Below are 18742 nucleotides of genomic sequence, written 5' to 3' on the forward strand. Positions count from 1 at the left end.
ACTAGATAGACAAAGATTTAAAGCGATTTAACGTTTGTTTTTGGATAGGGTATAAAATAGCTTTCAAGAATATAAAAATATGTTAATTGTTTTTTTCTTTAGACCAGTTAACAATTAAAAAGTATTTACTTAATAATTTGGATGAATTGCTTTTTAGAGTCTCTTTTAAAAGGAACTTTTTAATTTTTAATGTGATGCAGGAGAGAATTCCTGTTTTTAAAAAAGAAATTTAGTTTAAAAAAGAAAAACTTAACAAACTTGAGACTAAAAAAGGGAGCTTAAAGCTCCCTTTTTTTTAGTCTTTGGCGTATTCTACTTTCCACACTTCGTATACTTTGCCTGCAAGTGCAGGAGAAGGTGTTAAAGTAGGTTTGCCTGGACGCCAGCCTGCAGGACAAGCTTCATTGGAATGTTCTCTTACATATTGGAATGCCTGAATTTGACGAATTAATTCATCTGTATTTCTACCTACAGGAGCATTTAGAACCTCTACTGCTTGGACTATTCCATCTGGATCAACCAAAAATCTTCCTCTTAAATTAACTCCCATTTTTTCATCATAAACTCCATAAGTTTGACCTGTTTTTCCTCCTACATCCCAAAGCATGGGAAAAGGAGCTCCTCCTTCTACCATTTTGGATAATTCTTCTTCTTGCCAAACTTTGTGACTAAATACAGTATCTGTGCTAATGGCAAGGACCTCTACTCCTAATTCTTTTAATTCTGGATAGCGAACCGCTATTGCTGAAATTTCAGTAGGTCAAACAAAAGTAAAGTCTGCAGGGTAAAAGCAGATTACTACCCATTTACCCCTAAAGTCAGAAAGTTTGAATTCCTTTACTCCACCTTCATAATAGCCTTGTAAAGAAAACTCTGGGGCTTCTACTCCTGGACGTACGTTCATAATTATTACCTCCTGTTATTTTTTTGTTGACAAGACGATAATTGATAATTATTATCAATATCATTGGAAGTCAAGCGTATTATTTAAAAAATAAATAGAAAATTTAAATTTTATTTAAGGAAGTTAATTATGAAATTACCTAAAGACAAGAGGTTAACAAAACAACGTCAAATAATTTTAAAAACTTTGAAAAAAGTTAAGACACATCCAACTGCAGATGAAGTATATGATATGGTGCGAAAAGAATTACCTAAGATTAGCTTAGGTACAGTATATCGCAATTTGGAGATAATGTCTGAAATGGGGATTATTCAAAAGTTAGAGTTGGCTGGGCATCAAAAGAGATTTGATGGAAATCCAGAACCTCACTTACATATCCGTTGTCTTGAATGTGGTAAAGTTGCAGATGTAGATTTGGATGTGGATTTAAGTTTTGATCAGGAATATATTTCAGGTTTTTTATTAAAAGGGTATAGAATAGAGTTAGTTGGCATTTGTCCAGAATGCCAAAAGCAGGTGCAAAGGTCTCCAAGGCCTTTTAACTTAGACCAGTAAAGGAGGCTTTATGTGTGATTTAAAGAAGTTTAGAGATTTGCCTATAGAATGGGATATGACTCAAGAAGATGCCATTACCAGGCATCTAGAGTGGGGTAATAATCCTTATAAGGGAGAGAGAAGGGCTGTACAGTTTGAAGGAGAAACTTCTTATTATTTTGTAGTAAATACTTGGGATTCTCCAAAAGTTATGTTAATTAAAATGAGTTCAGAAGGGCCTGAAGAACTAGCAGAGCTTGATCTCCCTGATAATTTGGCTCAAGATTTTTATGCCAAGATGGGCAAGTTAAAAGGAGTGTTTCCTATTACTCCTAAGATAAAAGCATGGTTAGAAGAAAAAATGGGGTTATAATTTTAACAAAAATATAAAATTAGGAGGAGATATGAAATCAATCAAAGGAACTCAAACAGAAAAAAATTTGCTTACTGCTTTTGCTGGTGAGTCGCAGGCAAGAAATCGATATACTTATTTTGCTAGTAAGGCTAAAAAAGAAGGGTATGTTCAGATTTCTAAAATTTTTGAAGAAACGGCTAATCAAGAAAAAGAACATGCCAAGCGTTTGTTTAAGTTTTTAGAAGGTGGAGTAGTAGAGGTAAAAGCATCTTTCCCCGCAGGAGTAATTGGATCTACATTAGAAAATTTAAAAGCTGCAGCAGAAGGGGAGAAAGAGGAGTATGAGCATATGTATCCAGAGTTTGCAAAAATAGCAGATGAAGAAGGATTCCCTGAAATTGCTGCTGTGTTTAGAGCAATTGCTATAGCTGAACAGCAACATGAGAAGAGATATAAGGAATTAGCTGCTAACTTAGAAAATGGTAAAGTATTTAAAAAAGATACTAAGGTTGTCTGGAGATGTTTGAATTGTGGATATTTACATACAGGAGAGGAAGCTCCAGATAAATGTCCTGCTTGTGATCATCCCCAAGCGTATTTTGAGTTGTTAGCAGAAAATTGGTAATATAATTATAAATTTAAGGAGGAAAAGGCCGCTTTCTTTAAGAAAGCGGCCTTTTCCTTTTTATCCCAGAATTGCCTTGAGGTCTTCTTCTGGAGTGCTAATGGGCTTGATATCGTAATTTTTTACTAAAAAGTCTAAAACATTTGGAGTAATAAAGGCAGGTAAGGTTGGTCCAAGACGAATATTTTTTATGCCAAGAGAAAGTAGGGTAAGTAAAATTGCTACAGCTTTTTGTTCATACCAAGATATAATAAGTGAGAGAGGTAACTCATTAACATCACAATTAAATGCTTTGGCTAAAGCAAGGGCAATTTGAATGGCAGAATAAGCATCATTGCATTGTCCTAAGTCAAGGAGCCTGGGTATACCATCTATTTCTCCAAGATTTTTATTAAAAAATTTGAATTTTCCACAGCCTAAAGTCAAAACAAGACAGTCGTGTGGTATTTTTTCTACTAACTCTGTGTAGTAGTTGCGCGAAGGCTTTGCACCATCACAACCACCTACTACGAAAAAGTGTCTTATTTTACCTGCTTTTACGCCTTCAATAACTTTGTCTGCGACAGAAAGTATTGCGTTGCGTGCAAAACCAACTGTCACATAACCTAAGTCTGTATCTTCTTTAAATCCTTCCATTTCTAAAGCTCGTTCGATAGCAGGAGTAAAGTCCTTATCTTCCCCAATATGAGTTATGCCTGGCCAGGCAACAAGACCTGTAGTGAATATATTATTTTTATAATTATCTAAAGGTTTTTGAATACAGTTAGTGGTCATAATGATTGCCCCTGGAAACTTGGCAAACTCTTTTTGTTGGTTTTGCCAAGCAGTACCATAGTGGCCATAAAAATGTTGGTATTTTTTGAGTTCTGGATAACCATGACAAGGAAGCATTTCTCCATGGGTGTATACATATATTCCCTTGCCTTCAGTTTGTTTTAAAATAATTTCCAAGTCTCTTAAGTCATGACCAGAGACTAAAATAGCTTTACCTTTTTTAGCTCCTAATGGGACCTTAGTAGGGGTAGGATGCCCATAAGTAGTTGTATTGCCTTTGTCTAAAAGTTCCATAGTTAGTAAATTAATACGCCCACATTCTAAGACCATCTCTACCCATTTACCTAGATCCATATCTGTTCTTAAAGTGGCAGCAAAGGCCTCTTGGATAAATTTATAAATACGATCATCTTCTTGTCCTAAGATTTGAGCATGGTCTGCATAAGCTGCAACACCCTTTAATCCATAAATAAGAGTTTGTTTTAAAGAATGAATATCTGGATCTGGGTCTTTTTCAGCAAGAATTCCATGCTCTTCTCCTTGAGCTACTAGTCCTTTTAGATCCGAGGCTAGTTTCAATCCAGCAGGTCCGTTTTCTGGGGCAACGCCACCTCTTTCACTAATTTTTTTCTTTAGTTCATCTCTTAATTCCACACATTTTTTTACTAAGTTTGCCACTCTGTTGGCATCAAAGTTTACATTGGTAAGAGTAGAAAAAGTAGCCTCTAACATAAATACATTAACTTTTTTTTCATTTATTCCTTTTTCTCTTGCAACAAGAGCTACTTGAGAGAGTCCTTTTAAGGTATAGATTAATAAATCTTGTAAGGCAGCCACCTCAGGATCTTTTCCGCAGATGCCTATTTTCTCACAACCTTTGCCTTTAGCTGTTTGTTCACACTGATAACAAAACATTTTATCCTCCTTAAATAAGGGTTTATCCCTGTTTGAAGATTAGTTTATTAATTTTTAAATAATATACTTTGACTTAAGTCAAGAAGAGATTGTTTTGTTTAAATTCTTGCTACGCCTAAAAAGATAGCATGGATACTGCTGATGACTGTGAAAAAAATTTTTTGAGACAAACTAGGGTTTAGATTTAACAGATATAAATTAATAGCTTTGCTTTTACACTCATCAATGCAATCTCCGCAAAGGGTGCAAGAAATATTAGGAGTTCCTTTTGTTAATTTAGATAAATCTAGTGCATTGTACCTACATACAGATATACATTTTTTACATTGACTACAGAGATTAGGATTTATTTTTAATCTCCAGGGAGATATTTTGCCTAAAATATTACTTAAAAAACCTATAGGACAGAAGGTTGTACAATGAACCATTTGTCCTCTTTGTTTAGAGAAATATATCATTATAATAAACCCAATTATTCCAAAGATGATCGCTAAAAAAGTAGCTATCTGCCAAGATATATTAAAAAAATGTAAAAGGTAGGCTACTACGATAACTAATATAAGGTTTATAAATTGAAACCATTTGGTTTTTTTAGATAAAGGTTTTATTGTAGAGGCTTGTCTGCTGACAAAATCGTCCCATGCTCCAATGTAACATAAATAACTGCACCAAGCAGGACCGACTAAAAATATTGTTGAGATAAACAAGATAAGCATAAAAAAGCCATTTCCTCTATAGATAGGTCCTGCCACAATAAGGGCAGGTATAGGAAGGTGTAGTTTACCTGTCATAAGCATTTGTTGGATGCCTAAAAGACCAAAAATAAGTTGAGCAAAAAACACGCATGAAAATAAAAGCCAGATTTTAGGTCTTAATTGTTTATTCTTATGCGGCTCTAAAAATTTTCCTGTTAACCAAGCAGAGTAGGTAGATAAAATAAAAATTTCAGTAAAACCTAGGGGAAGGGAAAATCTATTTCCTAAAAGAATAGGAAAACTAGTTTTATACTCTGCTAAGCTAAGTAAAATAAAAGAGAGTAAAAAGGATGCTAGTTGAAAGTGAGAAGAAGATTTTTTTCTAGGAAAGAGAAGATCTCCTTTTGCAAGGATAATAAAGATAGAAATTAAAAGAATAATTAAAACTCCGCCTAAAATAAGAGAAAGTCTTATCCACGGGAGGTTGAATATCAATCTAAATTGAATAAGAGTAAGGCTTATTTTAATCCAAAGCACCGAACCTATAAGAAGGCTCAAAGTTAAGATATATTTTACCCAACTGTTTTTAACAAAAAGCAAACTTACAAAACATAACCATAAGAGAGCAAGGTTGACACTTCCTATTCTTAAATTGTGAGCTGCTAAGATAATGAAGCTAACTATGGGTAAGATTAACCATTTTCTTGACATAACATTAACTCGTTAAAATCAGAAATATGCAGCAAATCTCCTAATCTTTTTCCTTTTTGATAGTGTTTTTGGTAGAATTCTAGGATCTTGATGAGTAATTCTATACTTTTTTCAGTAGAAAGGATAACTGGCAATTCTTGGGCTAGACGTGGATGTCGCCCGAGTTTCCCTCCTATTAAAATTCTAAATCCATCTTGTTTTTTAAAAATAGCATTTTCTGGGCACTCTCGCCAACATTTACCACAGCCAAGGCATTTTTGAAAGTTAAAAGCAGGATAGTTGTTTTCTAAAGTAATAGCTTGTTCTTCACAATAATTGATACATTTTTTACATTGCGAACATTTATCTTTATCTAAAATAGGTATTATTGCTCTTATTAGGCCGAAGTCGACTATTTGAGGTTGGGAACAAGCATTAGCGCATCCAGAAATACTGATTCTAAATTGTTGATGGGCCTTGGGAGGAAATTTTACTTGTGTCTTTAGAAATTCTGGCCATTTACTTTGGGAAATAGCTTGTTTTATTTTTTCAATAAGTAGGTGGTCTATGCCTAAGGAATTAGGACAATCATTTTCTTTGGCACAACCTCTACAGGTTTTTATTTGAAAACTTTGGGAGAGGGTTTTCATTTGTCTTTTCTCATATATTGGATTATTTATTTCGGTGTTATTTTTTAACTTTAATTTTTTGCAAAAGCAAAAAGAAAAAATTTTTTATTCAATATAATTAATTTTTAACTCGTTCTAAAAAAGCTAGTTTTATGTTTATTTTGTCTAAAATAGTGTTTCCTTGACTTAAGTCAAAAATAAGGATTTTGAGGTAATAATGAAGACTTTAGAGCAGTTAAAATCCATTCCTATTTTAAAGGATTTATCGGTTTCTGATTTAAACAGCTTAAGCGAGATAGTAGTATCTAAGACTTACTTGGCAGGAGAAGAAATTTTTTACGAAAAGGAACAAGCTAAGGGTTTTTTTGCTTTAATCTCTGGGAAGGTAAAGATTTATAAACTTGCTTTTACAGGTAAAGAACATATTCTTCATATTTTTGGCCCAGGTGAGATTTTTGCAGAAGTAGCAGTGTTTTTTGATCAGGAGTATCCTGCCAATGCAATGGCTTTAGAAGATAGTTTTGTTTTATTTTTCCCAAGAGTAGAGTTTAAGAGGCTTTTAGGTCAAAGTCCTGATCTTGGTTTACACTTAATGGGATTGTTTTCTTTAAGATTGCGAGAAATGGTAGCAAAAGTTGAGGCCCTTAGTTTAAAAGAAGTCCCTGCCAGGTTGGCTAGCCATTTGTTATTTTTTAGAGAAATAAAAAAGAAAAATGAGTTTACTCTTGAAATCAGTAAACATCAGTTAGCTAGCTTGCTTGGAACTATCCCAGAAACATTGTCTAGAGTGATGAAAAAATTTAAAGAAAAAGAAATTTTTTATCTAAAGGGAAACAAAGTAATATTAAAAGATATAGAAGCTCTTCAGCAAATTGCTTTAGGTAAAAAAAGAATTTAGCTTTTTAAACTAAAAAATTGCTTTCATTGTTTTTTCTTCTTTTACCATTCCATTTCTAAACACAACTATTCGTGTAAAAGGAATTTTTTTATCTGCTTGACTTAGAGCTTGTAAGACAATTCTATGTAATCCAAAACAACAAGGAACTTCCATTTCTAAAACTGTAATAGATAATATAGAATTATTTTGAAAAATTTCAGTAAATTTATGAAGATATTCATTTTGATTGTCAAATTTTGGACATCCAATTAAAACAACTTTTTGATTAATTTTAGTTTGAAATTGAGAAAAGGCTACGGGTACGCAATCACCTGCTACTAGAAGATGACTGTTTTGTAAAAATTTTGTTTCCACGGGTATAAGCTTAATCTTAACAGGCCAATGAGAGAGAAGAGATGTTTTAAGTGAAGTAGGAGTATTAAAGCTAGAGCAATTCGCTTGTTTAAAAGACTTAACATGTTCCATGGCAGCATTTTCATCAAACTCTTCAGCTTCTCTTTCAATTATAGTTAGGGCTCCTGTAGGACAAGTTCCAATACAATCCCCTAGGCCATCACAGAATTTTTCTGAGACAACTTTTGCTTTGCCATCTATGATGGCTAAGGCCCCCTCTTCACAAGCAGGAATACATTTTCCGCATCCATTGCATAACTCTTCGTTTATTTGAATAATTTTTCTATAGATTTTCATTGTTACTCTCCTTTTTATTCAAATTTAAATGTATATTAAATTAAGTACTTTTTTATGGCTTTGACTTAAGTCAAGATTTGTAAATAAAAGTGATGAAAGAAAATATTTTAAAGTAAAGTGTTATTAAAGATAGTTGCCCCCAGCAATGGAAATAACTGGGGGCTTGGTTAGAGCAAGGTCTAAAGGCCTAACTAGTAAGCTTCTTCATATTCTAAGTCTTTTGGAGTTAGAGGATGGCTAAATTTTTTATAAACCCAAAATTGGTATCCAATTACAAGAGGAACAAAGATAAGTGCGACTCCAAGCATAATTTTAAGAGTAAGAGTACTGGAAGAGGAGTTATATATAGTCATACTATAAGCTGGATTAATACTAGAGGGTAGAAGTGCAGGGTAGATCCCAATTACACCAAACATTGCAGTACCAAAAATGGTTAAAGCAGAAGCTATCCAAGCTTTAAGCCATTGTTGAGTTCCTGTATAAATTCTAGATAGAAAAATACCTATTATGGGTAAAGCTAAAAGGATAAATAAGATAGGATTAGCGAGATAATTAGCAAAAAGTTGCGTACTTATTGCACTATAGACTAAGAAGATAAGTAAAACAATAACCTTAATTGGCCAGATTTTAGCAGCTGTAGCACCACTTCTGAGTTGCAAGTCTCCTGTTGTCCTAAAGGCCAACCATAGAGCCCCGTGTTCTAAGAATAAGAGTACAAATAGAATGCCTCCTAAAAGCCCATAAGGGTTTAATAAGGTAAGGATATTCCCTTGGAATACGCCGTTGGCATCAATGGGAATCCCTTTAAAAATATTAGCAAATGCGACTCCTAATAATAAAGCAGGTAAAAAGCTACCTATAAACATACAAGTATCCCAGATTTTTTTCCAACCAGGACTCTCTACTTTACTTCTAAATTCAAAACTAATGCCTCTAATAATAAGGGCAATTAACAAAAGCATTAATGCAGTATAAAGACCAGAAAACATTACTGCATAGGTTTTAGGAAATGCGGCAAAAGTAACACCTCCTGCAGTAATAAGCCATACTTCATTGCCATCCCAAAATGGCCCCATAGCATTATAGATAAATCTTTTATCTTGTTCATTTTTAGCTAAAAAGGGCATTAAAGTCCCCAAGCCAAGATCAAAGCCATCTAAAACAAAATATATTGCCCAAAGTATACCCCAAAGTAAAAACCAAATTGTTTCTAACATAATTGCCTCCTAGGTATTCTCTTTTTTGTGGATTCTAAGCATCAGGCCCCTTACGTGCATATTTAGCTAAAAGATATATATCTACAGTTCCTAAAAAAGAGTAAAGTAGGGTCAGGGCAATAAAAGAAAACCAGACTTGGCCAGTATTAATTGGAGAGACAGCATCTGATGTTTTCATAAGACCATATACAATCCAAGGTTGACGCCCAACTTCAGCCACAACCCATCCTAGCTCTATCGCAATATATGGCAAGGGTATTGCCCAGATTAAAAATTTAAGTAAACGCTTGCTTTTAAGTGGATTGAATCTATTTTTCCAGGCCCAAAAGGAGAGGAATAAAAATAAAAAGCCTAATCCAACCATAATCCTAAAGGAAAAAAACGTAAGGGCTACAGGAGGACGTTCATCTTTTGGAAAATCTTTGAGGCCTTGCACTTTTGCAGAAAAACTATGATGGGCTAAGAAACTTAAAAGACCTGGAATTGGAAAGGCTTCGATGGAGTTTTTTTCATTTTTTTCATCTGGAAGAATTAAAAGGTTCATAGGAACATTAGTGCCAGTTTCCCACAAAGACTCCATTGCAGCTAATTTAGCTGGTTGAGTTTCTGCAATTTCAGAACCATGATAATGACCTTCTATTATTTCAACACAAGAAAATATAAATGCAAATGTGGCTGCTATTGCAAAAGATTTTTTAAAAAAGTCTACATTGTTATTTTTTAATAGATGGTAAGCAGAAATACCCAAAACAAAGAAACCAGCTAAAATATAGGCAGCGCTTAAGGTGTGAATGATTTCTAGCCACGCAAATTTGTGGAAAACTACATCCAGAAAGTTAGCTAATTCTGCTCTACCGTTTCTCATTACATAGCCTACAGGGTGCTGCATAAACGCATTGGCAATTAAAATCCAAACAGCAGAAACACTAGAGGCAATAGCCACTAACCAAATACTTAAAAGATGTAATTTAGGAGAAAGTTTTTCCCAGCCAAAGACCCATACAGCTATAAATGTTGATTCAAGGAAAAAGGCAGCAGTGGCTTCAATTGCAAGAAGAGATCCAAAAATATCTCCTACATACTCTGAATATTTAGACCAATTGGTGCCAAATTGAAATTCAAGAGTAATCCCTGTTACAATGCCTAAGGCAAAATTTATGAGAAATAATTTTCCCCAAAACTTTGCCATTTTTTTGTAAGTATCATCTCCTGTTTTAACATAAATTGTCTCCATAATAGCCACTAACACAGAAAGCCCTAATGTAAGAGGGACAAAAATAAAATGAAACATTGTTGCCATGGCAAATTGTAGCCTAGACAAAAGAACTACATCCATTGCTGCCTCCTTTTAAAAGTATGTTGGTTAATGTTTATTTATTTAAACCACTTACCAGACTACTTAAAGGTACAAATGAATAATTCCAGTAAATTTTGATATGCTTATATTTGACCATAACAGGGATAAAGGTTTTGGGTATATCTAATTTTAAGACTTTTAAAAATAGAACACTATAGGCTAAAATATATGCATCTGTTTCTAAATTTAGAGCTGCTAATATTTTATCTTGTGCCTTTATTCCTAAATTTGGTCTTTTTTGAGCTAATCTCGCAGTTCCCCAGTATGCGCCTCTTCGAAGAGGCGCATACTCTAAAAAATTATCTTTCCCTTGCTCGTTCTCTTGAAGATAAGAAAAGAGAATAGTATGGTATTCCTTTGCTATTTGAGAGTTTATGGCCATAATTTCGCCCATTGCTTCTGGTACTCCCCACCCGATTCCGCCAGATTCATCATTTAGCATCCACATGAATCTTCGCATAACAACTCTAGCATCTTCTATATAATTTTTAGCCATTTCGTTTACTACTAAGCCAAACGCACTTATTCCATGCCAGCGGATTTTTTCTTCTGGATGTAGAAGAGCAGAAAACAGAGGATTTACTACTTTTTTTAAGGGAAAGGTGAGAAGCTCTTTTAAAGCAGTTTGGGGATTGTCCTTTTCTAAGATATCAAAAACTTTATATTTTAGTTTTTTATTACTAATAGTAGACATTTATAATCCTATCTTTTGTTCTCAATATACTTGCTTAAAAATAGTCATTAACTAAGTTTTTTCTTTATTTCTAAGGCAAGTGCTTTCCCCATTTCTTTGCACTTGGCTAGGGTTTCGTGAGTTGGAACGTTTTTTACTTTTAAAGGTTCAAGAGGAAGTTCAAATTTTGCATCTTCTAGTATTTTGGCAATGTGTTTTGGTGCTTCTCCACTCCAACCAAAAGAACCAAAAGAAGCGCCAATTCTACCCACAGGTTTTAAGCCTTTCATATAAGTTAAAAAGTCTGCCATTAAGGGCATCATGCTATTGTTGTGAGTAGGAGAGCCACAAATAATAGCAGCTGCATCCACTACTTCTCCCATCACATCGCTGTGATGATATGATTTTAAAGACATAATTTTTACTGATATTTGTTGGCTAACTAATCCTTCTGCAATAGCCTTGGCCATTTTTTCTGTACTTTGCCACATTGTATCATAAACTATAACAGCTTTATGTTTAAGTTTTTGAATGCTTAACTCTTTGTATAAATTTATCACCTTATCTAAATGAGAGCGCCAAATAAGGCCATGGTCAGGAGCTATCATGTCAATGTCCCAACCAGCATTTTGAACATTTTCCAAGGTTTTTTGTACAATTGAAGAATAAGGTAGGATAATATTAGCATAATAATGCTTTGCTTCAGCAAGTATTAATTCAAGTTCTATTTCATCATCAAATCGTTCTGTAGAGGCAATATTTTGCCCAAATCCATCATTAGAAATTAGAAGTTTATCTTCTGGAATAAAGGAAAACATACTGTCAGGCCAATGAAGCATCCTTGTTTCCATAAATTTAATACTTTTTTTGCCTAAGGATATAACAGTTTCATTATTTACTACTTCGTATGGCCAATTTGGGTTGTGATAATGGTCTAAAAGGGCTTTTTTACCCATTGTAGAACAAAATATTTTTTCTGGCTTTGCTTTTTCTATAATAAAAGGCAAAGCACCTGAGTGATCAGGCTCTACATGGTTAACCACAATATAATCAATATCTTCAATTTTTATAAGGTGTTGAATTTGGTGATATAAATCTAATTTAAATTTTTCTGGGACTGTATCAAAAAGAGTAATTTTTTCATCTAACACAAGATAAGCATTATAGGTTGTTCCTTTGTCAGCTAGAGAGTATCCATGAAAATTACGTAAATTCCAATCTATAACTCCTACCCAATAAACATTTTCCTTTATTTTTAATACCGCCATTACTGTTAACTCCTTTAATTTCCTTAAAAAATAAACTATAAGCTCTTAGCCCCTTGGACTGTAAAGAGCAAAGAGCCCCAACACTGGGGCTCTTAATTTTTTATTCTTTGTTAAAATTCTCTTTTGTAGCACCACAAACAGGACAAACCCAATCCTCTGGGAGGTCTTCAAATTTTGTCCCAGGTTGGACTCCATGCCCAGGATCTCCTTCCTTAGGATCATACACATAACCACAAATTGCACATACCCAACGTTCCATATTTTTTCTCCTTTAATGTTTTTATTTCACAGCGTTTGGGCCTCCTAAGGGCCGAAAGCTTTTTTTAGTTGCTCCACACACAGGACATTTCCAGTCTTCAGGTAAATCTTCAAATGCAGTCCCTTTAGGTATTTTAGCCTTACGATCTCCTTTATCTGGATTGTAAATATAACCACAATTAGATACCTGACATTGCCACATATTTTCTGGATTTGTCATAATACTTCCTTTTTTATGCTTCTGCTTTCCAAAGTCCATGTAAATTACAATAAGCTCTAGCAGTTACTTTGTCAGCAGAGATACAAAATTCAGCCGTTGGTTTGTCTCCTGGGACTAAAAATTTTCTATATGCCTTATTGTCTGCTATAAGCTCAATCCATTCGATATAGTGTTTTTCTTCCATAGGGTGTGCTGTACTACCTACTGTTACTTTATAACCATTGTTTGTCTTTTCAATTACAGGCACGTGTTTTTCATAAGCAGCATCAACACTATTTTCTGTGTATAATTTCATTGGTTGACCACAACAAACAAGCTCTCCTTTTCCATCATGAACCATTTCTACTATGTTGCCGCATATTTCACATTTGTAAATTTCCAATACCTTAGTCATAACTTCCTCCTATTTTTATTTTTTTTTATTTATTACAAAAAATTAATCTTGTACACAAGCATAAAAACATCTTTTTGGTGAATAAATTAGATTTTCTTTTTTTAGCTCTTTTATGATTTTGGTTACATCTGAAGTTGCAACTCCCAATTTTTTAGCAATATCTGCAGACTTTAAAGGATTACTAGATGATTTTAACACTTCTATTACCTTTTCCTTCATTTTTACCTCCTTTAGTTGAGATTAATAATTATTACTATTAATTTTAAAAGTTAAGGGTGTCAAGTGTTTTTAATTGGATTCAGATTGTTTTTTATTTTGTTAGTAATTTGTTGAGGATCTTTTTCATTAACTTATTGATTAAAGTGAACTTTTGGCTGTTAGATAATATTTCTTTTTCAGATTGGACATATTTTGAGTTGTCTAAATCCTGTCGACAATTTTTTATTAACTTAGTTGCAGACTCTAATGTAGTTTCCAAATGAAATTGAAAGCCTATAATTCTATTATCAATTATGAATCCTTGATTTTTACAGGCATCACTAGATGCAATTAATTTTGCTTCTTTGGGAATTTCAAAAGTATCTCCATGCCAATGAAATGCTTCAATAGAGTTAGGAAACACATCATCTAGAATAGTCCCTTTTAGCTCACTAGATTTTACTATATTAAACCAACCGATTTCTTTGTATTTGTTTTTATAGACTTTTGCTTTAAGAACATTGGCTATAAGTTGGGCTCCTAGGCAAATGCCTAATATGGTTTTTGAGCTATCTTCTATTGTATCTAGAATGAATTTTTTTTCTTTTATTAACCAGGGGTATTTTTTCTCATCATCCACACCCATAGGTCCTCCCATGATGATAAGCCAATCAAAGTCTTGAGGGTTGGGTAATTTTTCATTTTTATATAGTTTTGTTGAGTTAATAGTACATTTTTGTTTTAAGAGGTAGTCTTTAATGCTTCCTAAATCTTCAAATGGTACATGTTGAAGATAGTGAATTCGCATTTATTTTCTCCTTTTTTAAAAATTAATTTTGAGTTTATCTCACCTTTGTTGTAATCTCAATAATTAATTTGAGTCGTTTAAGGAGGTTTTAGAGAAAAAGGTTTTAATTATAACAGATTATTGTTAGGTAAAATAAAAATTTATAAAAAAGGAGTGCATGTTATGGAGAAAATAACATGGGATGATTTTGAAAAAATTGAACTTAGAGTGGGAACTATTATAGAGGTTCAAGAATTTTCTGAGGCAAGAAAGCCTGCTTATAAGCTAAAAGTAGACTTTGGACCTTTTGGGATTAAAAAGTCTAGTGCTCAAATTACTCATTTGTATACGCCAAAAGAGCTTGTGGGCAAGCAGGTAATAGGAGTAATCAATTTTCCCCCAAAACAAATAGGACCTTTTAAGTCAGAATGTTTAATTACAGGTTTTATTCAGGAAGATGGAAAAGTTGTTTTAGCTGTTCCTGATAAACCAGTAGAAAATGGCTTGAAATTGGCTTAATATTTTTATTTTTAATTGTTTATTTATAAAGATAAGGAGGATTAGGATTACATTCCCCAAATTTTTATTTTTTTGCCTTTATATTTTTTTTCTTGTTTAAATATTTTTTCGTCCCAAGGTATATCTTTTCGTCTGTCAAATATTATTAAATGTCCTTCTGTTGTGCCGCATCTATCCATATACGCATAAGTTTGTGCTAATCCTTCTTCTATTGTCTTTTCCAAAGATTTATATAAAATTTTTAATTCCAAAACTATTTTTTGCACTTCTTTAGCTTTTAATAAATTATCTGTATCTACTGGCCACATTATTAACAAATCTGTTCGCTTTCTACCAAGTCCATATTCTCTTTCTATTCTACCTCCTCCATTTATTATGCGTTGTAAAAATGCTTGAAGCAATAACTGAGGGCCTGCTTCTTTATATTGAAATTTTTCTAACCAAATCTCACTATGTTCTCTAAAAAATTCTTGAAACGCTTTTAGCAATTTGTCCATATCCAAGCGACCATCTTTTTTTACATACCACCATGTCTCATGGGTTATGGTTACTTGAGTGCCAAAGGTTAGTTCTCTTGGAATTATTTCTTGATAGATTTTATTTGCTATTCTTAAACTAGGCCGATTTTTAATAAGACCAAGGTCTTTTACATACAAAATATCATCCACTGGCAAATCCTCTGGATTCATATCGCCGCTTAAAATCCCTTCTATTACTCTTTTTACTCTTTCTTCTTTTAATTTATCTGCCAACTGATCTATGTGAGTATATCTATCTAAAATTATCTTTTCTTTTGCCTCAGAAATTAAAGCCTTAGTTATTTTATTGGTTCTATCTTTTCCTTCTTTTAATTCAAAACACGCGACATAACCTAAGGCATTTACCAACCAAGGCTGTCCTTCTGTAAGCTCCCATATATAATCTATTGCTTCTGGTTCAAATTTTTGACCTGTTTCTTGCGTGTGTTGAGCATAAAGTATTTCTATTTCTTTTTTATTAAAATCTCCTAAATGAAGAGATTTTGCCTTAATATTAAAAGCACTTCCGCCAGTAATTATTGCCTTTTCCTTGTTTGAATGAATGCGATAGTCCCTTACATCCCTGACTCCACATAAAATTATACTCTGCGGAAATGCTTTGGGCCTTAAGGTATAGCCACTTCTTAACTGTCTAAGCACGCTAATTAGAGTATCACCTACTAAACTGTCTATTTCATCTAGCATTAAAACCACTGGTTTTTTGGCTATTTTGCTAAGATACCCCAGTATTTTTAATAAAGCAGCATCTTCTCCATTTTCTTCTAATATTTCTTTACCTTTTATTTTTATCTCTTGTCCCCAGTATTGTTCTATCATTATTTCTATGGTGCTTAAAATAGCACGCATACCTCTATACACATTTTCTCTGGCTCCTTGCGCTGCCTCTACATTTACGTATAAGGATTTATACTTACCTTCTTTATTAAGATATTCTTGCAAAGCTAAAAGGCATGAGGTTTTGCCTGTTTGACGAGGGGCATGCAAGACAAAATATTTTTTTTGCTCAATGAGCATTAATACTTCTTCTAAATCAAATCTTTTAAGTGGATCTAGACAATAGTGCTCATCGCATCTTACTGGGCCTGCTGTGTTGAAATAGCGCATAGAATCTCCTTTGGAGTTTTAGGTTATTATATTTTTAATTTTTATTGACTGACATATTAGTCTCCTGCTCTAATCCTTGATAAGATATTTTTTGGTATGTTTACAAAATGTAAAACTAAAATAATATATCTATATATAAAATAAGAATCAATGGCAGATTTGGAACGCAGAGATAAAGAGATTTTAATCAGAAATATCTAAAGCAATAAGATCATATGTTTTTGTATCTTCAATATTAGCTAAAACAAATTTTCCAGGTGAAGCGTTAAGAGAGCTAATATAAGTAAAGCCATCTATCTCTGGGGCTTGGAACCAGGTTCGACCTTTGAATAAAGTGGGCCATTCAGGGTGAGGTTCATCTATTAATATCTTTTCCTTTTTTCCTTTCCATGTTTTTAGCCATTTTTTAGATATTTCTTGTTGTAATGTCATTATTTCCTGATAGCGTCTTTGTTTTTCTCTTGATGTCACCTGATTAGATAACTTTGCCGCTCGGGTGCCTTGTTCTGGAAAATAAGTGAATACGCCTAGATAGTGGAATTGATTTTTTAAAACAAACTGAACAAGATATTCAAAGTGGGAGATAGATTCTCCTGGATAACCTACAATTAAGGTAGTACGAATAACAGCCTCTGGAATATGTTCTTTAATAAGTTCTAATACTTTTTGAGGATTTTTAGCAAAAGGCCTACCCATTGATTTTAGAATTTCTGGATGAGCGTGTTGTAAAGGTAAATCAAAATAAGGTAAGATATTGTTATATTTTTTAATTATATTGAGAAGATTTTTATTTATTCCGCCTGGATAGAGATAAAGCATTCTTATCCAAGAAAATTCCAAATTTGCAAGATGTTCTAAGAGAGTTGCAAGTCCGTTTTTATATCCAAGATCTCTTCCATAAGCTGTAAGATCCTGCGCTATAAGAATGATCTCTTTTACTCCACAATTTTTTATATGAGAGGCCTCTAAGATGAGCTTTTGGAGTGGTTTAGATTTTAATTTTCCTCTTATTGAAGGTATAGTGCAAAATGAACATCGGTTATTGCATCCTTCGCTTATCTTTAAGTAGGCATAAGAAGAAGTAGTAAGGACGCGTTTGCTTTTTTTAAAGGCATTTGGAAAATATTTTTCTAATTTAGAGGTTAGTTGCGATTGTTTTGCTATCGGAAGCCATAGATCAACTTCTGGAAATTCTTTTTTTATTTCGATTCCATATCTATTAACTAAACATCCTGTGACTATAAAAAATGGTTTTGGGTTTAAATGCTTGATTTGTTCTATAATAAAGATAATTTTTTCTAAGGCTTCTTCCACAGCAGGTTGAATAAAGGAGCAAGTATTCAATAAAATAAGATCAGCTTCTGTGGGTGAATGTACAGGTTTAAAATTTTTTAATATTCCAAGGATATTTTCTGTATCTACTAAATTTTTAGGACAACCAAGACTAAGAGAAAATACTTTTAAAGATGTAGATTTGGGACTTTTCATTTTAAATGATATAGGTTAGCCTATTTAGTTAAATAAGTTCTCAATATTTTAAAAAATTAGGAGAATAATTATTATGCAATGGAAACATAAGCATTTACTCGATGTTGACCAACTAAGTAAAGAAGAAATTTATCATATTTTTGAATTAGCCAAGAGTTTTAAAGAAATAAACAAGAGGCCAGTAAAGAAAGTTCCAACTTTAAAAGGCAAAAGTGTTGTACTATTTTTTGCAGAGCCATCAACGCGCACTAAAACCTCTTTTGATATGGCAGGAAAGAGATTATCTGCAGATACATTTTCTTTGGCTAAGTCTAGTAGTAGTTTAAAAAAGGGGGAAAGTCTAAAAGATACTGTTCTTACCTTAGAAGCTATGAATCCAGATTGTATTGTAATTCGTCATTGGCATAGTGGTGCTGCTAGTTTTGTTGCTTCGTGTGTAAAGTGCTCTGTGATTAATGCAGGAGATGGTTGGCATGCGCACCCAACACAAGCTTTGCTTGATGGATTTACTTTATATTCTCTTGGCTTTGAGTTTAAGGAAAAAACTATTCTTATCCTTGGAGATATAGCTCATAGTAGGGTAGCAAGATCTGATATTAAACTTTTTACTAAACTGGGAGCAAAAGTAAGACTTTGTGCTCCAAAAACGCTGCTTCCTTTTGATACTTCAACCTGGCCAGTGGATGTTTTTTCCAACTTAGAAGACGCAATACAAAATGTAGATATAGTTATTTGTTTACGTCTTCAGTTGGAAAGACAAGAAAATGGACTTTTGCCAGATTTACGAGAATATAGTATTCGATATGGACTTAATTATAAAATTTTAAAAAAAGCTCGTCCTGACGTTAAAATAATGCATCCAGGGCCTATAAATAGAGGTGTTGAAATTGATTCACATTTAGCTGATTTTGAGAGAAGTTTAATTTTAGATCAGGTAAATTCTGGTGTGGCTGTGAGAATGGCACTTTTATATTTATATATTTTAGGAACTAAATAAGCATTAGGGAGTTT

At 33.2% G+C, this 18742-nt stretch carries 21 protein-coding genes and 1 pseudogene; 6 read left to right on the forward strand and 16 right to left on the reverse strand.

Features of this window, described 5'->3' with window-relative positions:
- Nucleotides 1-295 precede the first annotated feature (295 nt).
- Nucleotides 296-898 (reverse strand): annotated as a pseudogene (gene prxU / locus BLP60_RS08460) (thioredoxin-dependent peroxiredoxin); the annotation flags it as partial.
- A 135-nt stretch (nucleotides 899-1033) separates the two neighbouring features.
- Between prxU and BLP60_RS08470 the strand changes: the two are divergent.
- The 3 genes from BLP60_RS08470 to rbr are packed head-to-tail and all read left to right on the forward strand — an operon-like array spanning nucleotide 1034 to nucleotide 2418.
- Nucleotides 1034-1459, forward strand: coding sequence for a Fur family transcriptional regulator (locus tag BLP60_RS08470; RefSeq protein WP_092065974.1), 426 nt, complete (start codon nucleotides 1034-1036; stop codon nucleotides 1457-1459).
- A gap of 10 nt (nucleotides 1460-1469) precedes the next feature.
- Nucleotides 1470-1811, forward strand: a complete 342-nt coding sequence (locus BLP60_RS08475; RefSeq protein WP_092065976.1) for a DVU0772 family protein — start codon at nucleotides 1470-1472, stop codon at nucleotides 1809-1811.
- Between the two features lie 31 nt (nucleotides 1812-1842).
- Nucleotides 1843-2418: a rubrerythrin gene (rbr, locus tag BLP60_RS08480; protein WP_092065978.1), complete on the forward strand. Its 576-nt coding sequence runs from the start codon at nucleotides 1843-1845 to the stop codon at nucleotides 2416-2418.
- 60 nt (nucleotides 2419-2478) lie between these two features.
- Here the strand turns inward: rbr and hcp are convergent, their stop codons facing one another.
- From hcp to BLP60_RS08495, 3 genes are all read right to left on the reverse strand, one after another.
- Nucleotides 2479-4107, reverse strand: a complete 1629-nt coding sequence (gene hcp, locus BLP60_RS08485) for a hydroxylamine reductase (RefSeq protein WP_092065980.1) — start codon at nucleotides 4105-4107, stop codon at nucleotides 2479-2481.
- 98 nt (nucleotides 4108-4205) lie between these two features.
- On the reverse strand, nucleotides 4206-5513 hold the full coding sequence (locus BLP60_RS08490; protein ID WP_092065982.1) for a 4Fe-4S binding protein: 1308 nt from the start codon (nucleotides 5511-5513) through the stop codon (nucleotides 4206-4208).
- Nucleotides 5495-6142, reverse strand: a complete 648-nt coding sequence (locus tag BLP60_RS08495) for a 4Fe-4S binding protein (RefSeq protein ID WP_092065984.1) — start codon at nucleotides 6140-6142, stop codon at nucleotides 5495-5497. The genes BLP60_RS08490 and BLP60_RS08495 overlap by 19 nt, the downstream gene beginning before the upstream one ends.
- A 196-nt stretch (nucleotides 6143-6338) precedes the next feature.
- On the opposite strand from BLP60_RS08495, the gene BLP60_RS08500 reads away from it, so the two are divergent.
- Nucleotides 6339-7019: a Crp/Fnr family transcriptional regulator gene (locus tag BLP60_RS08500; protein ID WP_234970978.1), complete on the forward strand. Its 681-nt coding sequence runs from the start codon at nucleotides 6339-6341 to the stop codon at nucleotides 7017-7019.
- Between the two features lie 9 nt (nucleotides 7020-7028).
- Here the strand turns inward: BLP60_RS08500 and BLP60_RS08505 are convergent, their stop codons facing one another.
- From BLP60_RS08505 to BLP60_RS08545, 10 genes are all read right to left on the reverse strand, one after another.
- Nucleotides 7029-7709 carry an ATP-binding protein gene (locus BLP60_RS08505; RefSeq protein WP_092065986.1) on the reverse strand — a complete coding sequence of 227 codons (681 nt, stop codon included), beginning with the start codon at nucleotides 7707-7709 and terminating at the stop codon, nucleotides 7029-7031.
- Between the two features lie 191 nt (nucleotides 7710-7900).
- Nucleotides 7901-8926: a cytochrome d ubiquinol oxidase subunit II gene (cydB, locus tag BLP60_RS08510; RefSeq protein ID WP_092065988.1), complete on the reverse strand. Its 1026-nt coding sequence runs from the start codon at nucleotides 8924-8926 to the stop codon at nucleotides 7901-7903.
- A 34-nt stretch (nucleotides 8927-8960) separates the two neighbouring features.
- Nucleotides 8961-10262 carry a cytochrome ubiquinol oxidase subunit I gene (locus tag BLP60_RS08515; RefSeq protein WP_092065990.1) on the reverse strand — a complete coding sequence of 434 codons (1302 nt, stop codon included), beginning with the start codon at nucleotides 10260-10262 and terminating at the stop codon, nucleotides 8961-8963.
- A 34-nt stretch (nucleotides 10263-10296) separates the two neighbouring features.
- Entirely contained in the window at nucleotides 10297-10977 is a 681-nt protein-coding gene (locus BLP60_RS08520) for a DVU0298 family protein (RefSeq protein ID WP_092065992.1), read from the reverse strand.
- Between the two features lie 47 nt (nucleotides 10978-11024).
- Nucleotides 11025-12224: an FprA family A-type flavoprotein gene (locus BLP60_RS08525; protein WP_092065994.1), complete on the reverse strand. Its 1200-nt coding sequence runs from the start codon at nucleotides 12222-12224 to the stop codon at nucleotides 11025-11027.
- Between the two features lie 100 nt (nucleotides 12225-12324).
- On the reverse strand, nucleotides 12325-12483 hold the full coding sequence (rd, locus tag BLP60_RS10700) for a rubredoxin (protein ID WP_234970979.1): 159 nt from the start codon (nucleotides 12481-12483) through the stop codon (nucleotides 12325-12327).
- 21 nt (nucleotides 12484-12504) lie between these two features.
- Nucleotides 12505-12702, reverse strand: coding sequence for a rubredoxin (locus BLP60_RS10705; protein WP_234970980.1), 198 nt, complete (start codon nucleotides 12700-12702; stop codon nucleotides 12505-12507).
- Nucleotides 12703-12715: 13 nt separating this feature from the next.
- Nucleotides 12716-13096, reverse strand: coding sequence for a desulfoferrodoxin (locus BLP60_RS08535; RefSeq protein WP_092065996.1), 381 nt, complete (start codon nucleotides 13094-13096; stop codon nucleotides 12716-12718).
- 42 nt (nucleotides 13097-13138) lie between these two features.
- Nucleotides 13139-13315 carry a MarR family transcriptional regulator gene (locus BLP60_RS08540; RefSeq protein ID WP_092065998.1) on the reverse strand — a complete coding sequence of 59 codons (177 nt, stop codon included), beginning with the start codon at nucleotides 13313-13315 and terminating at the stop codon, nucleotides 13139-13141.
- Nucleotides 13316-13406: 91 nt separating this feature from the next.
- Complete coding sequence (locus tag BLP60_RS08545) at nucleotides 13407-14102, reverse strand: type 1 glutamine amidotransferase (RefSeq protein ID WP_092066000.1); 696 nt, start codon at nucleotides 14100-14102, stop codon at nucleotides 13407-13409.
- A 162-nt stretch (nucleotides 14103-14264) separates the two neighbouring features.
- On the opposite strand from BLP60_RS08545, the gene BLP60_RS08550 reads away from it, so the two are divergent.
- The gene (locus tag BLP60_RS08550) at nucleotides 14265-14600 is read left to right on the forward strand and encodes a tRNA-binding protein (RefSeq protein WP_092066031.1); all 336 of its coding nucleotides are present in this window, start codon (nucleotides 14265-14267) and stop codon (nucleotides 14598-14600) included.
- Between the two features lie 47 nt (nucleotides 14601-14647).
- Here BLP60_RS08550 and BLP60_RS08555 read toward each other — a convergent pair whose 3' ends face one another.
- Nucleotides 14648-16243, reverse strand: a complete 1596-nt coding sequence (locus BLP60_RS08555) for an AAA-like domain-containing protein (RefSeq protein ID WP_092066002.1) — start codon at nucleotides 16241-16243, stop codon at nucleotides 14648-14650.
- 183 nt (nucleotides 16244-16426) lie between these two features.
- Nucleotides 16427-17731, reverse strand: coding sequence for a 30S ribosomal protein S12 methylthiotransferase RimO (rimO, locus tag BLP60_RS08560; RefSeq protein ID WP_092066004.1), 1305 nt, complete (start codon nucleotides 17729-17731; stop codon nucleotides 16427-16429).
- Between the two features lie 73 nt (nucleotides 17732-17804).
- Here rimO and BLP60_RS08565 point away from each other — a divergent pair, with 73 nt between their 5' ends.
- Complete coding sequence (locus tag BLP60_RS08565) at nucleotides 17805-18728, forward strand: aspartate carbamoyltransferase catalytic subunit (RefSeq protein WP_092066006.1); 924 nt, start codon at nucleotides 17805-17807, stop codon at nucleotides 18726-18728.
- The last annotated feature ends 14 nt before the right edge of the window (nucleotides 18729-18742 follow it).

The sequence above is a fragment of the Desulfonauticus submarinus genome, assembly GCF_900104045.1.
Classification (GTDB): Bacteria; Desulfobacterota; Desulfovibrionia; order Desulfovibrionales; family Desulfonatronovibrionaceae; genus Desulfonauticus; species Desulfonauticus submarinus.

Bases quoted from the DNA above. Each gene is read 5' to 3' on its own strand.
- rimO (WP_092066004.1), bottom strand. From the start codon at position 17,731: ATGAAAAGTCCCAAATCTACATCTTTAAAAGTATTTTCTCTTAGTCTT.
- BLP60_RS08515 (WP_092065990.1), bottom strand. From the start codon at position 10,262: ATGGATGTAGTTCTTTTGTCTAGGCTACAATTTGCCATGGCAACAATG.
- BLP60_RS08550 (WP_092066031.1), top strand. From the start codon at position 14,265: ATGGAGAAAATAACATGGGATGATTTTGAAAAAATTGAACTTAGAGTG.
- hcp (WP_092065980.1), bottom strand. From the start codon at position 4,107: ATGTTTTGTTATCAGTGTGAACAAACAGCTAAAGGCAAAGGTTGTGAG.
- BLP60_RS08540 (WP_092065998.1), bottom strand. From the start codon at position 13,315: ATGAAGGAAAAGGTAATAGAAGTGTTAAAATCATCTAGTAATCCTTTA.
- BLP60_RS08545 (WP_092066000.1), bottom strand. From the start codon at position 14,102: ATGCGAATTCACTATCTTCAACATGTACCATTTGAAGATTTAGGAAGC.
- BLP60_RS10705 (WP_234970980.1), bottom strand. From the start codon at position 12,702: ATGACAAATCCAGAAAATATGTGGCAATGTCAGGTATCTAATTGTGGT.
- BLP60_RS08535 (WP_092065996.1), bottom strand. From the start codon at position 13,096: ATGACTAAGGTATTGGAAATTTACAAATGTGAAATATGCGGCAACATA.
- BLP60_RS08525 (WP_092065994.1), bottom strand. From the start codon at position 12,224: ATGGCGGTATTAAAAATAAAGGAAAATGTTTATTGGGTAGGAGTTATA.
- rd (WP_234970979.1), bottom strand. From the start codon at position 12,483: ATGGAACGTTGGGTATGTGCAATTTGTGGTTATGTGTATGATCCTAAG.
- BLP60_RS08490 (WP_092065982.1), bottom strand. From the start codon at position 5,513: ATGTCAAGAAAATGGTTAATCTTACCCATAGTTAGCTTCATTATCTTA.
- BLP60_RS08520 (WP_092065992.1), bottom strand. From the start codon at position 10,977: ATGTCTACTATTAGTAATAAAAAACTAAAATATAAAGTTTTTGATATC.
- BLP60_RS08500 (WP_234970978.1), top strand. From the start codon at position 6,339: ATGAAGACTTTAGAGCAGTTAAAATCCATTCCTATTTTAAAGGATTTA.
- BLP60_RS08555 (WP_092066002.1), bottom strand. From the start codon at position 16,243: ATGCGCTATTTCAACACAGCAGGCCCAGTAAGATGCGATGAGCACTAT.
- BLP60_RS08475 (WP_092065976.1), top strand. From the start codon at position 1,470: ATGTGTGATTTAAAGAAGTTTAGAGATTTGCCTATAGAATGGGATATG.
- cydB (WP_092065988.1), bottom strand. From the start codon at position 8,926: ATGTTAGAAACAATTTGGTTTTTACTTTGGGGTATACTTTGGGCAATA.
- BLP60_RS08565 (WP_092066006.1), top strand. From the start codon at position 17,805: ATGCAATGGAAACATAAGCATTTACTCGATGTTGACCAACTAAGTAAA.
- rbr (WP_092065978.1), top strand. From the start codon at position 1,843: ATGAAATCAATCAAAGGAACTCAAACAGAAAAAAATTTGCTTACTGCT.
- BLP60_RS08470 (WP_092065974.1), top strand. From the start codon at position 1,034: ATGAAATTACCTAAAGACAAGAGGTTAACAAAACAACGTCAAATAATT.
- BLP60_RS08495 (WP_092065984.1), bottom strand. From the start codon at position 6,142: ATGAAAACCCTCTCCCAAAGTTTTCAAATAAAAACCTGTAGAGGTTGT.
- BLP60_RS08505 (WP_092065986.1), bottom strand. From the start codon at position 7,709: ATGAAAATCTATAGAAAAATTATTCAAATAAACGAAGAGTTATGCAAT.